Annotated in this window: 13 protein-coding genes and 2 tRNA genes; 4 read left to right on the top strand and 11 right to left on the bottom strand. The window is 67.8% G+C overall.

Going from position 1 to position 14,469, the window contains the following annotated elements; all coding sequences use genetic code 11:
* Positions 1-441 precede the first annotated feature (441 nt).
* The 3 genes from BUE16_RS11120 to BUE16_RS17235 form a co-directional block, all read right to left on the bottom strand.
* Positions 442-514 (bottom strand) — tRNA-Arg (locus tag BUE16_RS11120).
* A 50-nt stretch (positions 515-564) separates the two neighbouring features.
* On the bottom strand, positions 565-843 hold the full coding sequence (locus BUE16_RS11115; RefSeq protein WP_073309663.1) for a Sec-independent protein translocase subunit TatA/TatB: 279 nt from the start codon (positions 841-843) through the stop codon (positions 565-567).
* Between the two features lie 274 nt (positions 844-1,117).
* Positions 1,118-1,657: an eL43 family ribosomal protein gene (locus BUE16_RS17235; RefSeq protein ID WP_073309661.1), complete on the bottom strand. Its 540-nt coding sequence runs from the start codon at positions 1,655-1,657 to the stop codon at positions 1,118-1,120.
* 258 nt (positions 1,658-1,915) lie between these two features.
* Here BUE16_RS17235 and BUE16_RS11105 point away from each other — a divergent pair, with 258 nt between their 5' ends.
* Together BUE16_RS11105 and BUE16_RS11100 are read left to right on the top strand one after the other, a co-directional pair.
* Positions 1,916-2,734, top strand: coding sequence for an HD domain-containing protein (locus tag BUE16_RS11105; protein ID WP_073310053.1), 819 nt, complete (start codon positions 1,916-1,918; stop codon positions 2,732-2,734).
* Between the two features lie 119 nt (positions 2,735-2,853).
* Positions 2,854-4,164 carry an MFS transporter gene (locus tag BUE16_RS11100; RefSeq protein WP_073309659.1) on the top strand — a complete coding sequence of 437 codons (1,311 nt, stop codon included), beginning with the start codon at positions 2,854-2,856 and terminating at the stop codon, positions 4,162-4,164.
* A 40-nt stretch (positions 4,165-4,204) separates the two neighbouring features.
* On the opposite strand, the gene BUE16_RS11095 is transcribed toward BUE16_RS11100, so the two are convergent.
* The 6 genes from BUE16_RS11095 to BUE16_RS11070 form a co-directional block, all read right to left on the bottom strand.
* A tRNA-Gly gene (locus BUE16_RS11095) sits at positions 4,205-4,276 on the bottom strand.
* A 142-nt stretch (positions 4,277-4,418) separates the two neighbouring features.
* On the bottom strand, positions 4,419-5,522 hold the full coding sequence (locus BUE16_RS11090; protein WP_073309657.1) for an NAD(P)/FAD-dependent oxidoreductase: 1,104 nt from the start codon (positions 5,520-5,522) through the stop codon (positions 4,419-4,421).
* 203 nt (positions 5,523-5,725) lie between these two features.
* Entirely contained in the window at positions 5,726-6,385 is a 660-nt protein-coding gene (locus BUE16_RS11085) for a class I SAM-dependent methyltransferase (RefSeq protein WP_073309655.1), read from the bottom strand.
* Complete coding sequence (locus tag BUE16_RS11080; protein WP_143165419.1) at positions 6,382-8,526, bottom strand: type II secretion system F family protein; 2,145 nt, start codon at positions 8,524-8,526, stop codon at positions 6,382-6,384. The genes BUE16_RS11085 and BUE16_RS11080 overlap by 4 nt, the downstream gene beginning before the upstream one ends.
* A gap of 3 nt (positions 8,527-8,529) precedes the next feature.
* On the bottom strand, positions 8,530-10,299 hold the full coding sequence (locus BUE16_RS11075) for a type II/IV secretion system ATPase subunit (RefSeq protein WP_073309653.1): 1,770 nt from the start codon (positions 10,297-10,299) through the stop codon (positions 8,530-8,532).
* 76 nt (positions 10,300-10,375) lie between these two features.
* Positions 10,376-10,909: a DUF7549 family protein gene (locus tag BUE16_RS11070; protein ID WP_073309651.1), complete on the bottom strand. Its 534-nt coding sequence runs from the start codon at positions 10,907-10,909 to the stop codon at positions 10,376-10,378.
* Positions 10,910-11,038: 129 nt separating this feature from the next.
* On the opposite strand from BUE16_RS11070, the gene BUE16_RS11065 reads away from it, so the two are divergent.
* Together BUE16_RS11065 and BUE16_RS11060 are read left to right on the top strand one after the other, a co-directional pair.
* Positions 11,039-11,512, top strand: coding sequence for a DUF5793 family protein (locus BUE16_RS11065; RefSeq protein ID WP_073309649.1), 474 nt, complete (start codon positions 11,039-11,041; stop codon positions 11,510-11,512).
* Positions 11,513-11,604: 92 nt separating this feature from the next.
* Positions 11,605-12,303, top strand: a complete 699-nt coding sequence (locus BUE16_RS11060; protein ID WP_073309647.1) for a uracil-DNA glycosylase family protein — start codon at positions 11,605-11,607, stop codon at positions 12,301-12,303.
* A 64-nt stretch (positions 12,304-12,367) separates the two neighbouring features.
* Here BUE16_RS11060 and BUE16_RS11055 read toward each other — a convergent pair whose 3' ends face one another.
* Together BUE16_RS11055 and BUE16_RS11050 are read right to left on the bottom strand one after the other, a co-directional pair.
* Positions 12,368-13,618 (bottom strand): sensor histidine kinase, encoded by a 1,251-nt coding sequence (locus tag BUE16_RS11055; protein WP_073309645.1) that lies wholly within the window; start codon positions 13,616-13,618, stop codon positions 12,368-12,370.
* Between the two features lie 322 nt (positions 13,619-13,940).
* A complete protein-coding gene (locus BUE16_RS11050; RefSeq protein ID WP_073309643.1) occupies positions 13,941-14,330 on the bottom strand; it encodes a hypothetical protein in 390 nt (129 codons plus the stop codon).
* Between the last annotated feature and the right edge of the window lie 139 nt (positions 14,331-14,469).

The following is a 14,469-nucleotide window of genomic DNA, read 5'->3' as shown; positions in this document are numbered from 1 at the left end:
TGACTCAGCCCTGGCGCCACGTTAAATGCTTGCCCTCTGTATCACTGGTGAGAAAACCCGAATACCGACCCAAAGCGGCGATTTGCGCTGCAGATCTGGATCAGTCGTGTCCGATTATTAATCATTGTGCGAGATCGGAATGAATTGGGTTGTTCGGGTCCCAACACGCTGTCGGGTCTCACCCCACCGAGTGCACTCGCCTACTCCGAATCCACACGCTACGCTATCGGTTTCGCTACACTCGACACGACAGCAAGCGTGACGGGATTCGAACCACGGTCGGACGTGCTCGCTCCGCTGCGCGCGACCTCCCTGATTAGAATCCCGCCTGCCGGTTCGATCACTGCGTTCGCTGCACGGGCGTGACGGGAGTCACGCGAGCGAGGGGAGCGAACGAGTGTGACAACGTCGCGACCGTCGAGTGACCGAAGGAAATGAAGACGGGCGTGACGGGATTCGAACCCGCGATCTAGCGGTTAGGAACCGCTCGCCGTATCCGCTTGGCCACACGCCCCGCGACGGGGAGTGTTCGGCGCGCGCGTAAAAACGGTCCGGGACGGCGCCTCAGTTCTTCTCGGCGTCGGTCTCGACTTCGGCGTCGGTCGACTCCGTCGAGTCGGCCGCGATCTGCGCGTCTTCGTCGGCGGTCTCTCCCTCCTGCATCTCCTGAAGCTCCTCTTCGACTTGCTCGCGGCCTTTCTTGAACTCGCCCATCGCCTGCCCGGTCGAACGGGCCAGCTTGGGGATCTTGTTCGCGCCGAACAGCAGCACCAACACGAGCAGGATAATGAGCATCTCCGGACCGCCCGGGATGGCGCCGAACAGGGGTAGGGTGGTGAGCATCTCTACTCCCGGCTTACCCGGTGGCAATTATAGGCTTTTTGGACCGAACGGTATCACGATTACAGCCGTTCACTCACCCGAACAGCGGCAGAACCACGAACTGAGGAGGGCGATCATATTGGATCCGTAACACGACCCGCCGGTCCCGTGATCGGGAACCTGAACGCACGCAGCGGTCGTCCGATCGCCGTTCGGTCGTGACGGTTCGAACGAGCTGCATCCATCCCGAAGCGAGTGGACGGCGAACGACGGGTACCGTCCGACCCGGAATCCGCTACGCGAACATCAGCGCACCGAAGGCCATCCCCACGACGAGGCTGAGGCCCCCCCAGGCGATCAGCGCGATGCCGTGCGTCTCGTCGTGGTTCTGGTAGACCTGATATCCACAGTACACGGCGATCGGACCGAAGACGATGGGGAGAAGCACGAACCCGACCAGTCCGGAGACGATCCCGCCGACAGTGTACTTCGTCTTCCCCGAGGAGGATCCGCCGGTCGTCCCTCGTGCCGAAGACGTCCCCGTCGTCGAGACGCCGCCGGCCCCACCGTCGGTGGCGACGCCGCAGTCCGGACAGATCTCCGCCCGCTTCTTGATGACCGCCCCGCAGAACGAGCAGAACATCTCGTTGGGTCCCTTCTGGCGCGTCTCAGTCGAGGGGGACTCGACTGCTGCCTCGGCGGTCTCCGAGTCCTCGTGTTCTCCCACTGACTCGTCGACATCGGATTTCTCGACGGATTCCCCGTCGACGCTGTCGCTCGGGCTCCCGACGGATTCGGCGGACTCCTCCTTCTCGTCGGTCGGTTCGGCGGACATGGCTGGCGTGTCTCCGCGCCCAACTGTAAATGTTTCGTCATGATGAGTACCGGACCGACCCGTGCGTGACCCTGTTGGTCGTGCCGGCGGCCGACCGACGGTGGGCACCGGCGGTTCCGCTCACGGGGCCACAGGGCTCACGCGGCCGCAGGTGTGCGAGGGCTTTTGCGGGCGTCGCCCCTCCGCCGTGGTATGAGCGACGACGCCGGTTCGACGGAGAGGAGTTCCAAGGACGGACGAGCCGACGACCCCAACAAGATGAGCGTCCGCCAGTACCACCCCGACGCCGACCACGGCTTCCCCGACGACCGCGTGAACGAGGTGCTGGAGGCGATCGAGTCCGACCCCGAGATCCGGACGTACCTCCGCGCGCAGAACGTTAACGCCGTCACGCGCAAGGGATACAACGACCACGGCGCCAAGCACATCGAGATCGTCCGCAACCGCGCGCTGCGCCTGTACGACCTGCTCAAGCGCGGTGGAGTCGAGTTCAACGGCGCGAGCCAGCAGGGGCTCGACGAGGCCGACGAGCCGGTGATCGTGGCGCTCGCGGCGACGATCCACGACATCGGCCACGTCGTCCACCGCGACGACCACGCCTACTACTCGATCCCGCTCGCCGCCGATCTGCTGGACCGGTTCCTCCCGCAGTTCGACTACTACGGAACCGAGGAGGTCGTCCGCGTGAAAGCCGAGGTGCTGCACGCCATTCTCTGTCACCACACCGAGGAGACGCCGCTCACCCGCGAGGCCGGCGTCATCCGCGTCGCCGACGCGCTCGACATGGAGCGCGGTCGGTCGCGGATCCCCTACGAGAAGGGCGGACGCGGCATCAACACGCTCTCCTCGCAGGCGATCAGCAACGTCGAACTCAAGCAGGGCAGCGAAACCGACGGCGACGACGGCGACGCGATGCCCGTGCTCGTCGAGATCGAGATGGTGAACGCCGCCGGCGTCTACCAGGTCGACAACCTCCTGAAGGCGAAGCTGCGCGACTCGCTCATCGAGGATCTCGTGCGCATCGTCGCGATCAACACAAAAAGCGACGACCAGCTCGTCGAGCGGATCGAACTGTAAGGGCGACGAACGCGAAATTCCCGACCACCGCGGTCCGCCGCGGGCGCCGCGCGAGAACACCCCGTCGCCGGCCGCGATGAGGGCATTTAAGCGCCCGCTGCGTATTTCGGAACGTAACAGTGGTGCAGTTCGGCAACTCCGTCGCCCTCCTGCGCGACAAGGAGTTCTCGGCGCTGGCGGGCACGGCGTTCGCGCGGAGTCAGGCGTATTCGACGCTGCTCATCGCGCTGGCGCTGTACGCCGGAGACTTCGGCACAACCGGCACGGTCGAGGGGCTGTTCGGCACGGCCTTCGCCGTCGTCCAGCTGCTCATCGTCCTCCCGCTCGGGCGGAAGATCGACACGAGCAACGCGAAACACTGGCTGCTCCTCGGACTCGCGGTGAACGCCGTCGTCTTCTTCGGCTTCATGCTCGTCGAGAGCGCGACCCACGTCATCCTCGTCCGGGTGCTCCAAGGCGTCGGCGCGTCGATCCTCTGGATCACGGGGTCGACCGTCGTGGGGACCATCGCGCCCGACGACCAGAACGGGCGCTGGCTGGGGTCGTACAACCAGGTCGCGGCGCTCTCCAGCCTCGCGGGCGACGTGGTCGGCGGCTATCTCCTGTTCGCCGAAGGATACACCTTCACCTACGTGGTCCTCACCGCGGTCACGATCCTCGCGTTCGTCCTCGTGCTCGTCAACCTCCGCGACGACCCCGGGGGCGGAGCCGAGAACGACGCCGGCGGCGGCGTCGCGACGCTGAAGGCGCTGCTGGATCTCCCGATGATCCGCGCGCTCGTCGTCTTCCGACTCGCCTTCTCGGTCGGCAAGATGGCCGTGATCATTTTCCTCCCCATCCTCGCGCGCACCGAGTTCGGAACGACCGCGTTCGCCATCGGGTGGATCCTCGCGGGCGGGAAGCTCACGAAATCGGTCACCCAGGGGTACGTCGGCGACCTCTCCGACCGCGTCGGCAACAAGGAGTACTTCGTCGTCGCCGGCGCGCTCCTGTACGGCCTCGGGACGGCGCTCATCCCGTTCAGCTACTACTTCGAGGGGACGATCGACCCGGTCCGGTTCGCCGCGTTCGGCGGCGAGCAAGTGCTCGGCGGCGCGTTCTTCAGCCTCTTCACGGCGTACATGGTGCTGGGCGTCGCCGACTCGATCCGGCTGCCGGCGTCGATGTCGCTGTTCGTCGAGGAGGGCGAGCGCTACGACTCGGTCGCCTCGGCGATGAGCCTTCGGTCGATCTCCTGGAAAGTCGGGCAGGTCGCCGGGCCGGTCGGGATCGGCGCGATCAAGCAGTACGTCTCCACGAGCGCCGCATTCTACACCGCCGCGGGGTTCATCATCGTCGCCTCCGGCGTCTTCTGGGTCGTCTTCCGGCGGGCGTCGGCGCGCGATGCGGCGCTGGCGGACCTCGAAGACGCGGATCCGGCGGACGACTGACCGCAGCGCCGTCGCTGCGGGCTCGAGGTCGACGAGAAGATGCGCCGGCGGGGATTTGAACCCCGGTCGTTGGCTTGGAAGGCCAAAGTCATACCAGCTAGACCACCGGCGCGCATCGCTCGCTCCGCTCGTGCGCCGTGCCTCGCGACCATTCGGGGTCGCTCATCGTCGGCGCGCCGGAGCTACCCCGTGCTTTCCGGTCCAAGGATAAGGGGTTTACCGTTTGCGTCGGCCGGTGGTCGGGGCTGCCCCGATCAGTCGTCGGCCGCCGCTTCGCCGTCCACGGTCTCTGCCTCTGATCGCGGCCCCGCGGCGTGTCCTTCGTGGGCGACGGCGGTCGCCATGAGTTCCGGAGAGATCGCGGGGACCTCGCTGTCGTTGACGGGACCCAGCTCGCCGATCTCCTCGGTCGAGCGCGGGAACGCGCGCATGTCCATGTGGATCGCGATGCCGCACTTGGCGCCCTCGCCCATCGCGACGGGGATCTGGTTGTGGCCGGGCGTCAGGTCGCCGACGGCGTACACCCCTTCGACGGAGGTGCGGCCGTGATCGTCGACGGCGACCTCGCCGGAGTCCTCGCGCTCCAGGCCGAGCGCGTCCGCCAGTTCCGCGTTGTAGTCCGAGCCGTACATGGGGAATCCGCCTTTGTACTCGCGGACGGTGCCGTCCTCGAACTCGAAGCTCTCCAGCCAGCCGTCGTCGTCCTTGCTCATCTCCGCGATCTCCTCGGAAACAACGTCGATCGGATGGTTCTCCACCATCTCTGCGGTGTCCTCGGACCACGTCGGCTCCTCGTCGCGCAGGAGGACGTCGACCTCGTCGGTGAAGTTGAGCATGATCATGGCAACGTGGGCGGCGGAGTCACCCGTGCCCATCACGTACACCGGCTCGTCGACGAACATGTACGCGTCGCAGTGGAGGCAGTAGTGCAGCCCCATGCCGGTCCGCGGGAGCGGTGGGTCGGGCCGCTCGTCAGAGAACCCCGTCGCGAGCACCACCCGGCGCGTCGTCAGTTCGTCGTCGCCGGTGTCGACGTGGAAGCCGTCTGGACCCCCGTCGCCGTCGTCGTCTCCGTCGCCGCCGCCGAGGGCCTCGATGTCCTCGACGAAGCCGCGGCGATACTCGCCGCCGTAGCTTTGGACCTGTTCTTGGGCGGTCTGGAGGAACTCGTTGCCGGAGGTCTCCTCGGTGACGCCGATGACGTTGTGGGTGTCGCGCATCATCGCCGCGCGGCCGCCGCCGCGGTTCACGACGAGCGTGTCCAGCCCCAATCGGGTCGCGTACAGCGCGCTCGTCAACCCCGCCGGACCGCCGCCGACAACCGTCACGTCGAAGTCGAACTCATCGTCGGGTGTCATCTACACGTCCGTTGCGGCGGCGGCCGTATAAAAACGCGTCCGGTCGTGCGGCGGGGGCATCCACCCGCGAACGGCTCACACAGTGAGACGTTCACACGACATACAGTGAGACGTTTACACGACATACAGTGAGACGTTCACACGACATACAGTGAGACGTTTACACGGATCGCGATCGGCGTCGGCACCGGTCGGTCGCGGCCTCACTCGGACGCGACGACCGCGTAGCAGTTGCCACTGGAGACGACCGACTCGACGATCCGGAGGTCGCTCGCGGTCAGGTCCGCGTCGAACTCTGCCGGCGCGTAGACGTGATAGAAGCGCGGGACCGTCTCCCCGCCAGGCAGCGTCCAGTCGACCGTCGTGTCGAATCCCTCGTCGGCGCCGGCGTCGGCGTCGAACCGGTCGTGGGCGGTGCTCCACGCGCTCACCAGCGCGCGTCCGCCCGGCGCGAGCACCCGCGACAGCTCAGACAGCGAGGCGACCCGGCGCTCGCGCGGGCGGAGGTGATGCAGCGCGGCGACGTACGCCGCTAGATCCACGCGGTCGCTGTCGATGGGGAGCGCGGCGGCGTCGCCGCGGACGAAGGAGACGCCCGCTGCGTAGCCCCGCTCGCGCGCCCGTGATCGCGCCTCGCCGAGCAGTCGTCGGCTCACGTCGACGCCGACGACGCGGTCGGTCCGTTCGCACAGCGGTTCGCAGTGGCGACCGTTGCCGCAGCCGACATCCAGCCCGACCGCGCCCGAGCGGTCGTCGAGAAACGACGCCACCTCCGGCCAGGCGTGTTCGCGCGTCTTCGAGAAGTGGGCCGCGATCCGGTCGTACGTGGCCGCGGTCTCCGCGACCGGAGTCGGCCGGGTCATCCGACGACCACGAACGTGAGGTACGCGAGCAGGAGCATGACCGTCGCGTGTTTTGCTCCGTCGCTGACGCTTCCCTCCCCCAACTGGCCGGCGATGAGCCCGGATGCGACCCCCTGGATCGCCGCGGCGTGGTAAAACAGCAACACGTACCGGCTCGTGTTGACGCTGCCGAGCCCACCGAACACGCCCGTGGAGACGCCGGTGACGCCTCCGGGCGCCGAGAGCTGTGCTCCCTCGACGGCCGGGATGAACGCGACCGTCAGGGCGGCGATGATCCCGAGGAACACGGCGAAGGAGACGTAGATGACGAGCAGGTACGTCAGCATGACCTGCCGACGCTCGCGGCGGAGTCGCCGCGTCGCGCGCGCCTCGTCGGCGGCGATCTCGAGGACCGGCGCCACGTCGCCGCTCACCTCGACGGCGTTCGTGACGAGCGCGACCGCCCGCGACACCATCGGGGATCGAACCCGGTCCCGGAGGCGACCTAGCGCCGTCGTGACGGTTGCGCCCCACTGCACGTCGCGCCACGCCCGCTGCACCTCCGCGGAGAAGTCGTCCAGATTGGAGCGTGCCAGGCGGCCGAGCGCTTCGACGACGCTCACGCCGGCGTCGTTGACGCTGGCCATCCGGTCGAGGAAGTTCGGGACCGCACGCTCGACCGCCCGCGTCCGTCGCTTCTCGATCTCGTAGGCGAGTCCGTACGCCCCGAGCACCAACAGCGCCGCTTCGATCACCGGCGAGTCAATCGCCCGCGCGAACGCGAGGGGGGACGGGCGGAACGACGGCGCGCGTATCCACACCCACACCGCTCCGACCGGGAGGGTGACGAGCGCCGTCAGACCCGGGCGGTCGAGCACGATCTCGCCCGGTCGCTTCGCGGCGTCGAGCAGCGATTCGATCCGGTCGTACGCGGCCAGCCGCTGCCTGCTGGCGGCCCAGCTCTCCGTCGACGCCGCCTCCATCCCCCGCGACCCCGCCGGCGCGCTCGCCGCGCCGCCGTCGGCTCGGGCGACGGGGGCTCCGCTTGAGTCGGCGGCGTTCGACGCGGCGAGAGCCACGACGCGCGGGTCGCGGACCGGGTCGGCGTCCGGGCTCACGTCCCCGGTCGATCGGGTGATCGAGTCGATGTACACCGCGAACCCGACGCTCGCCAGCGGGATCGCGAGGTACACGACCGCACGCAACAGCGCGAGCGTGTCCGAGAGGACGATCCCGATGACGACCAGGATCGTGATGAAAAACAGCGGCCCGGCGACCAGCACCGTCACGTACGCCTCGGCGAACGTCGAGACGAGTTCGAGGTACTGTTCCTGTTGGGACTCGGCCTCCTCCTGGTAGCGTTCGTACTGGTCGCGGAGGAACGAGGAGAGCTCCTGGCCGCTGCCGAGCACGGACGCGAGGTTCTCGCCGAACTCGGCCATGTTTTGTGAGGGCGTGCGCGCGGACATCCGCTCGAGGGCAGTGATCACGTCCGTCCCGAAGGTGTCCATGTCGCGAACGGCGACGCCGAGCTCGCGAGCGGCCTCACCGTACACCGCCTCGTTGTGCGACAGCGTGGACAACACCGCCGGCAGCGACATGCCCGAGCGCGACAGCGCGTACACGAACGCGACCGTCCGCGGAAGCGTCGCTTCGATCCGGCCGGCCCGAGCCTGTGCGCGCTGATCCAATATCTCCCACCGGAGGAGGTACGTTCCGGCGGCCGACCCGATTCCCACCGTCGCCGAGGAGAACAAAAGCAGCGGGAACAGCTCCGCGGCGGTCAACTCGCCGAGCCGGGTGATGTTCGCGAGGAACGCCAGCCCCGCCGGCAGCGACGCCCGGACCGCCTCTCCGCCGATCCGGAGCAGCGCCAGCGCCGCAGCGGCGACGTAGACGCCGAGAACGCTCCCCGAGAGACCCGCGACGGCCGCGTACATGATCGTCTTCGACGCATACGACCGGTGGGTGACGCCGACGTGCGCCGCCCGAAGCCGGTCTTGCTGTCGATGCCTCCGGGGCCGATCGGTGGCGACGTAGTCGCCGAAGGCGTGGACAGCGACCCGCGTCACCGCGAGGTTCGCCGACCTGCTGACGGGCGCCGCCGCGACGGGCGACAGGAGCACGAGCGCGCCGACGAGCGGGAGGAACGACAGCACCATCGGTCACTCCCCGCCGTCGGCGCCCGGTTCCCCCTCACCCCCGTCCGGGCCACCATCGGCGGTGGTCGATCCTCCGGCGGACCCGCCCGTCGGCTCCGCCGCCGTCGCGTCGTCGCCCCCGCGGTCGGTCCGCGCGGCGCCGTACGCCAACTCCTCGCCATCGGCGCCGGCGTCGATCCGGTCCATCACGCGGCTCGGGTCGGCGTAGTACTCGTTGACGAGGGCGGTGAAGCGGCGGTAGTCGGTGACGCCGTTGTCCCGGAGGTGCCCGAGGAAGCGCTGGCGGTCGCGAAGCTCCGAGAGCAACTCCGAGCGGTTCCAGCCCCGCTCCGACTGGATCTCGTCGAGCAGCGACGAGTCCCGCTGGCGGAAGCTGTCGGAGTTGGCCTCCCACTCGAACACCGACGAGTAGTCCAACTCGCCGGTGCGCTGGTCGATCCCGCCGATCTCGCCGACGGTCTTCGCGCGGCGCACGCGCTCGCCCTCGAAGCGGGTGAGCGTCTGCACCGACAGCAGGTCCAGCGAGCGGACCATGGCCCGTGGAACGTTGATCGGCTCGTTCTCCAGGCGGTTGATCACCGTCTCGATGGAGTCGGCGTGCATCGTCGAGAAGGTCGTGTGTCCGGTGTTCATTGCTTGAAACAGCGTGAGCGCCTCCTCGCCGCGCACCTCCCCGACGACGATGTACTCCGGGCGGTGGCGCAGCGCAGAGCGTAGCAGGTCGTACATGTCGATGTCCTCGCCGTCGCCCATCCGTTCGCGGGTGACCGACGAGAGCCAATTGTCGTGATACAGCGACAGCTCGCGGGTGTCCTCGATGGTAAGCACCTTCGACCGCGGCGGGATGAACATCGACACCGCGTTCATCGAGGTGGTCTTCCCGGAGGCGGTGCCGCCCGCGAAGATGAGGCTCTTGTTGTGCTCGATGCACAGCCAGAAGTACGCCATCTGCTCGATCGAGAACGTCCCGTAGTTGATCAGGTCGATCGGCGTGAAGGGCTCCTCTGCGTACTGCCGGATCGTGAACGCCGAGCCGCGCGGCGTGACCTCCTCGCCGAGCGCCAATTCCGCGCGCGAGCCGTCCGGGAGCGTGGTCTCGACGATGGGGTCGCCGACGGAGATGTGACGCCCGGACTGCTGGGCGAGCTTGATCACGTAGTTGTCGAGCTCTTCGGGTCCGAAGGCAACGTTCGTCTCGATGTCGGTGTACGTGTCGTGGTAGACGAAGATCGGGAGGTCGTAGCCGTCGCAGGAGATGTCCTCGATGTGGCGGTCCGACAGGAGCGCGTCGACCTTCCCGAAGCCCCGGAAGTCCCGCCGGAGGTAGTACAGGAGAGTGTGAAAGGTCCGCATCGACGCGTCGACGCCGTACTGTTCGAGCAGCACCGTCAGCTCCGTCCGGAGCGTCTCGTCGTCCGCCTCGCCGACGTCGTCGCGGTACAACAGCGGGTCGCGGATGTCGTTGACGACGCGTTGGAGGAGGTCGAACTCGAAGTCGTCGAGCTCGGGCTCGACGACGTGATACACGTGGTTGTCGGACTCGGTGTCGTAGGTGACGACGACGTAGGCGTAGGGCGCGTTCACCCAGTAGCGCTCCACCTCGTCGTGTCCGGTCGGCGGGTCGAACGACGAAAGCGGGCCGTCCTCGCCGGGGAGGAACGGCCGAACGTCGAAATCGGCGCCTCTGAGGACCTCGAGCGTCCGTTCGAGGCGGCGCCTGAGCGTCGACAGAGGGCGGTCGTCGGCCGGCGAGTCAGCGGCGTTCCCCGACATCGGTGATTGCAGGGCGTAGGGAAGTCCGGTACTTAACTTCACCACCACAGGTCACAGCAGTGATTCTTGGGGCCCCTCACCGGACACGGTCGGCCCGAAGCAGGACGGCGCCGAGCGCGAGCTGCAGCACGGCGCCCACCGGGATCGACACGCCGGGGAATCCGCCGCCGACGCCGAAGCCGATCCCCAAGAATTGCTCGGGAAAGAGCACGGAGGCGACAAAAAACAGCACCGCCGCGGCGACGAGCAGGCCGCCGAGCACGTCGACGGGATCGGTCGCCCAGGCGTCGGCGCGCTCCTCCTCGCGGTAGTAGTACAGCGAGACGGCGAGCGCGAGGAGGTACACGAGCGCGCCGACGAGCCAGAGGCCGTAGGCGACCTGGACCGAGGTTCCCGACTGGAGGAGGTACGCCGACACCGGGGAGGAGACGCTCGTCGCGCGGACGAACGGGACCCCGAACGCGTAGCGGATCTGAAACAGCGGGAAGCGGACGAACAGCACCGTCCCGCCGGCGACGGCGCCGTAGAACACGTTCCACGGGAGCAGCGCGGCGACCCACGTCGAGAGGACGGCCAGTTCCCCCGCGTACTCCGACCGGACCCAGACCATACTCCCCGGAGCAGTCCGCGTCGGGATAAATCGATTGGACCGTCGACCTGACAGGCCGACGCCCGAGCATGCGTGCGTTCCCGGGGGCGTTACGTACTTACACACAGATACCCTACGTCGTCGTACGGAATGAGGCGCGATTACTTCGAGCTGGCTGTGGAGCACGTGGACTGGGTCGATACCGACGCGGACCCCGCCAAGCCGCACGTGTATATCGACTTTCGCGGCCCCGAGGATCTCCTTCGGGAGCGCCTCACTCGGACGGACGGCGACCTGCTCGACGCCGAGGAGACCGACGTGGCGTTCAGGCTCCAGTCCGACCACGAGCGCGACCCCGACGCGACCGGTGTCGTCGGCGTGACGAACCGCCACACGGGAGACTTCGTCCTCGAACTCAACGAGTCCGCCGACGACGTGCTCCGGTTCATCCGGGCGGCCCGCGAGTACGGCCGCGCGAGCGACGGCGACGGTCGCTACCGCGTCGAGATCGAGGTCGACGGCGACCCCCTGGTGGCCTACGAGAAGGAGACGTTCCTCGTGTACGACGCCGAGGGGAACCTCCTGCGTCGCGAGAGCCTGATCCCGTCGGGCGTGGAACTGTAGTCCGGCCCGTCGGCCCGATCCGCATCCGAATCCACCCGCTCGGTCGGCGCGGACCGAAACCGGTTTGCAGCGCTCGCTTCCTACACGGTGTCGTGAAGAACGTCACCGATCGCGTGTCGAACCCGTTCGGACTGTCGCCCGAGTGCGATCGGTTCGTCCCCGGCTACGGCGACGCGAACGCCGACTTCCACGTCATCGGCGACCACCCCGGCGTCCACGGCGGTCTGGAACACGGCGTCCCGTTCACCGGTACGGCTGGCGGCGAGCGGCTCCTCAACGCGCTCGTCCGTGCCGGCCTGCTTGCGGAGGCCGGCGACGCACCGGCCGTCGACTCGACGTACCTCTCGTACCTCCACATGTGCGAGGCCACGGGCGACCGCCGCGGCGGCGACGGCGCGCCGACGCCGTCGTCCTACGGGGACATGGAGCGGTTCTTCGACGCGGAGGTTCGCGCCATCGCCGCCCACGTGCTGCTCCCGGTGGGCGAGCGCGCGACCCGACACGTGCTGGAGCAGTACACCACCCAGGCGCACAAGACGGCGATCGAGATGGACGAGCTTCACGGCCGCGAGATCCGCGGCTCCGGGTGGCTCGTGCTCCCTATCAAAGACCCCGGGGCGTGGACCGACGGCGACGCCGAACCGGAGCCGAACGGCGGAGCCGACGCCGACCGCGCGGGCGATGCCGACCGGCTCGTCGAGGCACTCGACACGCTCCAGGCGACCGACTACCGTCGGGAGTCCGACCTCGGACGCTTCATCGCCGGCTCGGAGCCGTACATGGTCCGGTGATCGGTCGGGAGAGCCGTCCCGACACCGCAGGGAGACGGTTCCGTGAGAGTCGTCGCTCGGCCGCTCACCGTGGCGGGTCGGCGGCCGGCAGCCGTACCGTGACAGCCGTTCCCGTCTCGTCGATGTCGAATTCGACGCTCCCGCCGGACTCCTCGACGAGCCAGACGACGAGCCACAGCCCGAACCCCGACGAGTGGGTGAGCTGCGTCTCCCTGCCAGCGCGGAACGTCGCCAGTTCCTGGTCCGGAATCCCGGGTCCGTCGTCAGCGACGACGATCTCGACGTGTTCGTCCGCCTCGCGGACGGTCACCTCGACGGTCGGGTGCTCGCGATGGCTGTGGACGACGGCGTTCTCGAGGAGGTTGTCGAACGCCGAATCGACGATGTCGACCGCCGAGACCCACGCGGTTCCCGGGCAGTTGAGCGTCACGTCCGCTTCGGGGTGTTGCAACTCCAGCGAGTCCGTCAACGCAGTCAGAAGCCCCACAACATCCAGCGTGGTCCGGGCGGACTCCGTCGCGTCGACCGTCGCCTCCACCTCGCGGACCTGATCGGCCAGATCGAGCAGGGTCGTCCCCACCTCATGGATCCGATCGACGGGAGACGGTCCGTCGTCGTCTTCGGTCGTGTGTTCCCCGCTGATGCCGTCGGCTGACCGGCTCTGGTCGGTCCGGTTTGAGGGCCGCGTACTGTCCGGTCTGCTCCGTCCGCGTTCGGTGTCTGTCACGGGGGAGCCTCCACTCAGCGGGTCGCCCAACGGGGCTTGATCCGCTCGACGGTCCGCTCGGCCTTGCAGCCGCTCTTCCAGCACCTCGGCGTAGCCGAGGATTACGTTCATCTTGTTGCGCAGGTCGTGACGAAGGACGCGATTGAGGACGCCGAGCCGTCGACGGTGTCGCTGTCTGTCGGTAACGTCTCGAAGCGAGAGGATCCGCCCCGAGCGACTCTCGGCCTCGAACGACGAGACTGCGACCTCGTATTGTCGGTTCTCCCCATCTCCGCTCCCGAGGATAGTTCCGACCACCGCTCTTTCCGAAGACGCGTCCCCGACGGGGTCATCGCGTGTCGTGTCTCGGTCGGTACGCCGACTCTGACCGGTCGGCCGTGAGTCCGGTTCGAGGTCCGCCTCGTCGACGACCGAAGCGAGGTCCGGGGCGACCGATTCGAGCGGTTCACCGATCGCCCGATCGGAACTGAGACCTAACGTCCGTCTGGCCGCGGGGTTGCAGTCCAGCACCGCTTCGTCCTCGTTGACGACGACGATCCCGTCGCTCAGCGTTTCGACGACGAGCCCCCGGATCGGGTCGCTGTTCACGGGGATCTCTCCCAGCGGTTCTCGGACCGCGGAGACGGAGCTGTGTCGCGGATGCTCGGTTCCACTCTGAAGTAGCAAGTGATACAACGATTATAAAGTTGTCCGACTGATCGCTGACGCTCGTCGGGCGCCGGATGGCCACCCGGTCTCGTACCGAAGACTCCTCGCGTGAGAGCGCCACACATCTCGCGCCACCGGACGACCCCGCGGCCTCCGGATCGCGCCGGCGTGGCCGACCGACGGTGACCGGGGGCGCGCACTACGGGAATTGCCGGAATCGGCGTACAGCGTTCTATTCGGCGAAGACCATCGCCGTCGTCGGTCACAAGATGAGCAGCCCGACTCCGTGCACGAGCGACGCACCGAGCAGGGCAGTCCCCCCGGCGTACGCGTGGATCCGCAGCGCGCGCCGCCGGTCGGCTCGCCGCGCGTCGGGATCGGTGACGGGCGTTCGATCGCCTCCCTCGTCGGCCACGTTGTACACGCCCAGAAGCGCGTAGCCCGCGCAGAACTGATAGCGACCCTGATAGTACCCCTCCGCCGCGCCGAACAGCGGCAGGAAGGTGGCGAGCGCGAGCGTCTTGGGAAGGTTCGCCGCGTAGATGGCGAACAGGAGCCCCAGCGTCGCCGCGAACGAGACCGCACCGAGCGCGTACCGTCGCCGCTGTTCTCCGGCGCCGATGTTGCAGACGCCCGGTTCGTACTCGGCCATGTACTGGTGTATTGGTCCCGTCGAATATGCCTGTTGTGCCCGATGGCGGTGTTCAGATAAGGATGAAGAGTGAGGCGGAACGATCTTTGAGTGATCTATGCTCGAAATCGCCCGCCTCAACGGAGGTAGCGACTGCTTC

The organism is Halobaculum gomorrense (genome assembly GCF_900129775.1).
GTDB classification, from domain to species: domain Archaea; phylum Halobacteriota; class Halobacteria; order Halobacteriales; family Haloferacaceae; genus Halobaculum; species Halobaculum gomorrense.
Note: the sequence above shows the minus strand (reverse complement) of the source record. Positions and strands in the feature narration are given on the sequence as shown.

Coding starts and splice junctions, on each gene's coding strand:
- BUE16_RS11085 (WP_073309655.1), bottom strand. CDS start 6,385: ATGACCCGGCCGACTCCGGTCGCGGAGACCGCGGCCACGTACGACCGG.
- BUE16_RS11075 (WP_073309653.1), bottom strand. CDS start 10,299: ATGTCGGGGAACGCCGCTGACTCGCCGGCCGACGACCGCCCTCTGTCG.
- BUE16_RS11105 (WP_073310053.1), top strand. CDS start 1,916: ATGAGCGTCCGCCAGTACCACCCCGACGCCGACCACGGCTTCCCCGAC.
- BUE16_RS11070 (WP_073309651.1), bottom strand. CDS start 10,909: ATGGTCTGGGTCCGGTCGGAGTACGCGGGGGAACTGGCCGTCCTCTCG.
- BUE16_RS11115 (WP_073309663.1), bottom strand. CDS start 843: ATGCTCACCACCCTACCCCTGTTCGGCGCCATCCCGGGCGGTCCGGAG.
- BUE16_RS11050 (WP_073309643.1), bottom strand. CDS start 14,330: ATGGCCGAGTACGAACCGGGCGTCTGCAACATCGGCGCCGGAGAACAG.
- BUE16_RS11080 (WP_143165419.1), bottom strand. CDS start 8,526: ATGGTGCTGTCGTTCCTCCCGCTCGTCGGCGCGCTCGTGCTCCTGTCG.
- BUE16_RS11065 (WP_073309649.1), top strand. CDS start 11,039: ATGAGGCGCGATTACTTCGAGCTGGCTGTGGAGCACGTGGACTGGGTC.
- BUE16_RS11090 (WP_073309657.1), bottom strand. CDS start 5,522: ATGACACCCGACGATGAGTTCGACTTCGACGTGACGGTTGTCGGCGGC.
- BUE16_RS17235 (WP_073309661.1), bottom strand. CDS start 1,657: ATGTCCGCCGAACCGACCGACGAGAAGGAGGAGTCCGCCGAATCCGTC.